The organism is Streptomyces lancefieldiae, from assembly GCF_031845825.1.
GTDB lineage: Bacteria > Actinomycetota > Actinomycetes > Streptomycetales > Streptomycetaceae > Streptomyces > Streptomyces lancefieldiae.
On record NZ_JAVRFH010000126.1, the window covers coordinates 1 to 5,840 of the forward strand.

Annotated in this window: 5 protein-coding genes and 2 pseudogenes; 1 reads left to right on the forward strand and 6 read right to left on the reverse strand. The window is 67.3% G+C overall.

Translation table 11 applies throughout. The annotated features are described in order from the left end of the window. Positions 1-207 precede the first annotated feature (207 nt). From RM812_RS40335 to RM812_RS40355, 5 genes and pseudogenes are all read right to left on the reverse strand, one after another. Positions 208-1,047: a DUF6292 family protein gene (locus RM812_RS40335; protein WP_311585706.1), complete on the reverse strand. Its 840-nt coding sequence runs from the start codon at positions 1,045-1,047 to the stop codon at positions 208-210. Between the two features lie 473 nt (positions 1,048-1,520). Then, a pseudogene (locus tag RM812_RS40340) lies at positions 1,521-1,769 on the reverse strand (LexA family protein); the annotation flags it as partial. 220 nt (positions 1,770-1,989) lie between these two features. Next, positions 1,990-3,387 carry an LppP/LprE family lipoprotein gene (locus RM812_RS40345; RefSeq protein ID WP_311585708.1) on the reverse strand — a complete coding sequence of 466 codons (1,398 nt, stop codon included), beginning with the start codon at positions 3,385-3,387 and terminating at the stop codon, positions 1,990-1,992. Beyond that, positions 3,278-4,324, reverse strand: coding sequence for a hypothetical protein (locus RM812_RS40350; RefSeq protein ID WP_311585710.1), 1,047 nt, complete (start codon positions 4,322-4,324; stop codon positions 3,278-3,280). The genes RM812_RS40345 and RM812_RS40350 overlap by 110 nt, the downstream gene beginning before the upstream one ends. A 264-nt stretch (positions 4,325-4,588) precedes the next feature. Then, the gene (locus RM812_RS40355) at positions 4,589-4,969 is read right to left on the reverse strand and encodes a hypothetical protein (protein WP_311585712.1); all 381 of its coding nucleotides are present in this window, start codon (positions 4,967-4,969) and stop codon (positions 4,589-4,591) included. Between the two features lie 244 nt (positions 4,970-5,213). Between RM812_RS40355 and RM812_RS40360 the strand changes: the two genes are divergently transcribed. Then, positions 5,214-5,600: a hypothetical protein gene (locus RM812_RS40360; protein ID WP_311585714.1), complete on the forward strand. Its 387-nt coding sequence runs from the start codon at positions 5,214-5,216 to the stop codon at positions 5,598-5,600. A gap of 97 nt (positions 5,601-5,697) precedes the next feature. Here RM812_RS40360 and RM812_RS40365 read toward each other — a convergent pair. Then, positions 5,698-5,840, reverse strand: a pseudogene (locus RM812_RS40365) (LexA family protein); the annotation flags it as partial.

Here is a 5,840-nt window from a genome sequence, read left to right on the forward strand (position 1 = left end):
GGTCCGGCCAGATCAGGTCCGTGCTGCACTCCTGCTGTCCGGATCCTGCCCGTTCCGCCCTGTTCAGCGGCGTCGCGGGCAGGATCCCGGGTCATACAAAGCGAAGGCCAGCCGTGCGCGTGCGCTTCGGGTCCCGAACGCCTCGGGCTCGGTGGCCGGCACCCAGCTCTCGATGGCCGGAACGCCGGGTCAGCGCTGACCGTACGGCTACGCGCCCTGGATGCCGGTGGCCGCGGGGTGGTTGAGGTAGGCGGCCAGCGACCGCTCCAAGTCCAGGACCACATCCGTTGCGTCGCCGGTCACCGGCGGGTCCTGCACATAGCCGTGGGGCGGGCGCCAGTTCCGTCCGGGCTCTTCCAGACCCGGCAGCGGCTCACCCGCGGGTGCTCCTCCCCACAGGTGGGCGACCTCGGCAGCGACGTCCTCCGGCAGTGCCATGACAGGGCAGGCCAGATCACTCAGGCAGCTGCCCAGAGATTCGTCCGGTGCCGCTTCGAGGAAGGTGAACCAGCCGCTGGTGTCCATCCACCCCACCACCCAGCGCAGCGGCAGGTCCTCACCCGGCTCGCGGTCCTCGTCGTCCTCGCCGAGGGTGATGTAGATGCGGCGGTCCTCATCGACGTTCACGTCCCAGTCGGCGATTCGGCCGCCGCGGCCCCGGATGGCGGCGACGACGGCCAGTGCGTAGGCGTCGGCGGTCTTGTGGAAGGGGACCGTGCCCCACAGCTTCGTGGCCTGGTCCTCGAGCATGCCCCGCTCGCTGCGGGTGAGCTGCAGCTGGCCGCCGTCGGGAAAGAGGTCCTGCGGGTCCTGGCCGGGCACGATGTCCCAGCCCGTCCAGGACAGGCTGTTGCGCAGGCTGTCCGTGTTGTACACGCTGCGGGTGTGGCCGTCGAGCGACATCTCCAGGGCGCCCCGCTCGCCCGGGGTCAGCCGGGCGGTCGCGGTGCGCGGGGTGTGATGCTGGCGCAGAGCCGGTGTGTACTTCGCGCCCTGGCGGGCGGCCCGGCGAGCCTTCTTGGCGGCGGTGGACTGCTTCTTCGGCATGGCGTACTCCTCGGCGCGACGGTCCCACGCTGCCGTCGGCGGTCGGTACTCACACCAGGCAGAGATCAGCGCGGGCCCCGGGAGACCTTGACCGGCAAAGTCACCGTGCGGCGTGGGGCGCCAGTGACGACGGCGGACGGCAGTACGCGGCTAGCCGTTGGATCATCAACGGTAGCGGGCACCACTGACACCGACCCCGAGCGGGCGATCAGCCTGCGGCAACAGCGGTCGGCCGCCGGTACGCCGGTATGTGCGGATGAGGCCCGCAGTGGCTTCGCGCGTGAAGCCGTCGCCTCCTTCAACCACCGGGCCGGGCAGCGGATCGGCCCGCCCATACCCGGGTGCCGGCCGTCCGGCCAGGTACACGCACAAGGCGTCAAGCCGCCCCACCAGCGCTCCCGCAGGCCCACCCGCCACCGAGCGGCCAGCGCGCAACCGGCGCCGCCGGGAGCCTGCCGGCCGGGCGGCCCCGGTCAGAGGCTGCGCAGCACGGCGACGACTTTGCCGAGGATGGCGGCGTCATCTGCCGGCAGCGGTGCGTAGGCCGGGTTGTGCGGCACCAGCCAGACGTGGCCGCCCTCCCGGCGTAGGCGTTTGACCGTGGCCTCGCCGTCCAGGAGCGCGGCGACGATGTCGCCGTGGTCGGCGGAGTCCTGACGGCGGACCGTGACGATGTCGCCGTCGCAGATCGCGGCGTCGATCATGCTGTCGCCCCGCACTTGAAACCGACGGGTTCCCAGAATCCTGGAGCATTCTCGCGAGGAACCCGACGGGGTCGTGCCCGTAAATACCACGTTGCCCGTTGAGTTCACCGTCCGTGGAGCGCCTCCTCCGCTGTCAACAACGTATGAGCGTGCCACGCGCCCGCCCGGAACCACACGAGTACCGCCCCGCGGCCAGAAGTGCACTGGCGGCGGGGCGGTCAGGTACAAGGTTGTGCGGCTACTGCCCGCTCGACACGGACTCTGTGTACACCAGTTGGTGGTTCTGCCAGGTGTGCCGATAGGTGACCTCGTCGCCGCTGGGACAGCACACTGGGTCCTCAGGGGTGGCCCACCGTACGCGAGAGGTGATCTGGGTGCCGTTCTGTGCGGCCAACTCGCGGAAGCTGTATGCCGTGCCCTCCTTAACCATGCCGACGTATCGGTTTCCGTAGAACAGCATGATGATCTGCGCGGACCCGTCACCGCCTTCCGGGCCACAGTTCCCGCACGCCTGCACAGCACGCAAAGGACCACGGAGTTCCTTCAAGCCCTCTCGTCCTGTCGGAACGTACCCATCGGACTTGAATACGTCCGCTGACGCAGGGTTGAATTCTGCGGTCGCGGAGGCCCCAGTGCTGGTCGGGCACAGGTAGTCCAGCAGACCACCGGGCACCTTCATATCTTTCACCTTAGTGCACGTCGCACCATGGCTGCTGCTGCCCGCAGGCCCATCAACACCCAGCATCGTGACCGCCGGCGTCAACCTGTCGCCCTTGCGTTTGAACAGAGTGGCGGACACCCGGTCCGCATAGAGGTCAGGCACCCAGTCGACGACCGCCCAATCCCTCCAGCACTTCCGTCCTGTCACACTCACGTCTTCGGGCTCAGTCACTTCCTTCAGGTCCGCTACCGCCGCCCTCGTGGTGGCTGCGTCAGGGCAGGCGGTCGGATTCTCCCGGGCTGCCTTGTCGGCCGGAGACTCGCGCAAAGTATTTTCCCAGAGCACCCGATCCCAGTGATAGAGGTCCGAGATCTCCACTGAACCCTTCTCGTACCCGAGCCAGCCCAGATCGAGCCCCGCAGATGTGTACACGCCACCGCGCAGTTCCGTTTTTATGGTTCCCTGCTGCCCAAAATCTTCCTTATGTACAAGCTTTAGACCGGGGGTGATCTCCAGATACGGGCCCGCAACGTCGTACAGTTTGAAAGTGAGCCGCGCGCCAATCTTGAGGCTCATTTCCGCTTCAAACGAGGGCGGCCCATCAACGGTGAATTCGTTGTCGAAGTCGGCGATGCCTTTCGCCTTCCCGCCGTCCGGAACTTCAATACCCGCCTTGAAATGAGCTTTCTGGCTGGCTTTCACGGCAAGTTTGCCACCTACGCCGAAGACGCCGGTAAGAGCACCCTTCACGTGGATCACTACAACCAGCGGCCCCAAGGGGACCGTGACTGTCCCGAGGGAGAATCCGTCGTTCTTGCGGTTCCAGGAGAGGTCATTTTTGGGATCTGGGTAGAGCCAGCGTGCATCACACTTGGCTTCTACGGCGTTCGACTTGGCATCGATCCCGGCCGTTTGGGATGCGGTCAACGTCCACCGCAGCCCCTTCTGACGACCCTTGTCCCAACTGGTCTCCAAGGTCATCCTTGGCGTGGAGGCCGTGAACGCCAGGTCTGTTGCCAGCGGTAGCAGAAGGCCATTGGTGCACTGAAGACTGCCCCCCCTTCTTGGGATCATCCTTGTCCGCCCCGAGATTTGTGCTGCCATCTCTGAACTTGTGCAGGAACGTGAAACCACCCTCGCCGTCCGCCTCCAGTTCAGGTTCCTCAGCGGTGGCGGCACCAAGGGCGAGATGGCTCGCCGGCATGACCCCAGTCCCCGCAAAGGCTGCCTGACTCACTGCGCCCTTCCGGCGCACGGCCGACTCGGGCGAAACAACGGGCGCGTCCACCACGCTGAGGCGTCCTTGAGGCACTGCCTCCCGCAGCGTCGCTGGCTTCGTTACTGCGATCACTCCGTCGCCGCTTGTGCGGACGCCGGTAACCCTTCTCAGCAGCCCTTCCGGGGTATGCGGGCCGACCCCAGCCACGAGCACGTCACCGACGGCAAGCTTCTTCGCGGTGGTGCTGCCGAGTGCCATAGTGACTGATGCGCCGTCAACCCCGCGGATATCTGCAACGTCGACAGGCTTCGTCGTATGAGGGATGACCGTGTCGTAGTCAACCGTTACAGATGCCGTACCTCCAGCAGGTACCGTGACAGACTGCTCCACGTCCGGGGGGTACAGGTCGTGGTCGGTGCCGCTCACCTTGCCTGCAGTAATGGTGTACTGGCCCGGCTTCACACCGGTGAGGGTGCTGGTTTCAGTGACGTGTTTCGTCATGCCTTCCGGTCCCCGCACCGTCACGTCCCCGACCTTGCCGTCGGGAAGGCTTCCAACACGCACCCGAAGCTGCCCTTCGGACTGCCAGGGCAGCCAGCCCTCTCTCACTGCGACGGCCGTGCCACCGACCATGCAGGCGACCACGACGAGGATGACCCAGCGTCCCCATCGTGTAGATACTCTTCCGGCCATCCGTGTCCCTTCCTAGGCCCATGTACGCGGCGCACGATACGGTCGGCCGCCTACCCAGGCTCCAGAACCGGCCATCACCTCTCTCCTGGAACAACGGCAGCCAGAAGCACACTTCGGTCGGGCAGCGCCCCGGCACCCATTCCGGGCGCCAGCAGCGGCACCGCGGGCAATAGGCGGTGATCAGGGCTCAGCCTCTCAGGCTGCCCGCCCGCCTCTCCCAGTCCACGGAATCAGCGCGACGGCCCTCAACCTGACGAAGCACTATTAGGGGGCGATGGGGCCCTTCTTCTTGTCCGGATGTGCCGACAGGACGTAGCGGGTGGCGGAGAGGTTGGACAGGCCGAAGAGCTCCATCAGCCGGACGGGGTCGGCGCTGTGACGCGCCTCGTCGACGATTCGGTCCACGCGCAGGCGGCCGGCCGGCAGGCCGACTCGCTGGAAGAGCAACTGGACCACGCCGGCGCTGATGGGCGGGCCGGAGTCGTCGACGGCGGTGTTGCGGGTGACGAAGAAGTGGGGGTTGGAGCTGTCGGGCCAGCGCCGGTGGCGCTGGAGCTCCCACGCGGTGACCAGGCGCAGGGTGAAGGCGTCGAGGTAGATGACGTGGTCCATGCGTCCCGCCCGGCGCAGGCGCAGTTGGCCCATACTGCGGTCGAGGTCGGTTCGCCGGAGGTGGGCGAGCTGTCCGGGGGAGGAGGGCGTAGATGGCGACGAAGGTGACCATGAGGCGGTCGCGCGGGTCGTCGAGGCGATCCAGGAGACCGGCGATGCGGTCGGAGGGCAGCGCGGTCGGCACGGATCGGCTGCTGGTGAGGGAGACGCTGCGGGCCGGGTCTCGGAAGACGAGGCGTTCGCGTCTGAGGGCCCTGAAGAAGGAGCGCAGTGCGGTGTGCAGGCGGCGGGCCTGGTCGCCGTGGAGCGGGTCCAGGGCGTCCTCGATGTGCTTCTTGGTAATCTCGCGGGGATCGGTGAGCCCGTCGGCGCTCCACGCTTCGAGGGTGCCCACGATGGCGCCCACGTAGTTCTCGACGGTCTTGGGGCTGCGGGCCCGGCTGGAGGTGCTGCCCTGGCCGAGGAGTACATCGATGAAGGTGTGCACCGCGGTGGAGAAGGCCAGGCGGGCGAGGGCGGTGGCGTGGTGCCGGGCGCGGGCGATGTGCGGGTCGATGGGCGGCTGTGTGGCGAGCAGGCCGCGTTGGCGGAGGTAATTGATGACGCGGGCGCTCTGGAGGTCGGCTCTCGTAGAGGCCAGGGCCCGGATGTCGCTCTCCTGTAGGGGAGCCTCGGCGCCCAGGTGCCCGGTCACGATGCGCAGGGTTCGGATGCTGCTGTTGAAGAAGGCGGTGTTCCATCCGCGGCTGCGCATGGAGCTGGTGCGCGACGGATGAGGTGCTCTTGAGGTGGACCGCCGCGCCGATCTCGCGCATCGAGGGCGGGTACCCCTGGCGGGCGACGGTGCGCTCGATGAAGGTGACGATGTCCGCCTGCCGGGTCGTGAGTCCGTCGGGGCCGGTGA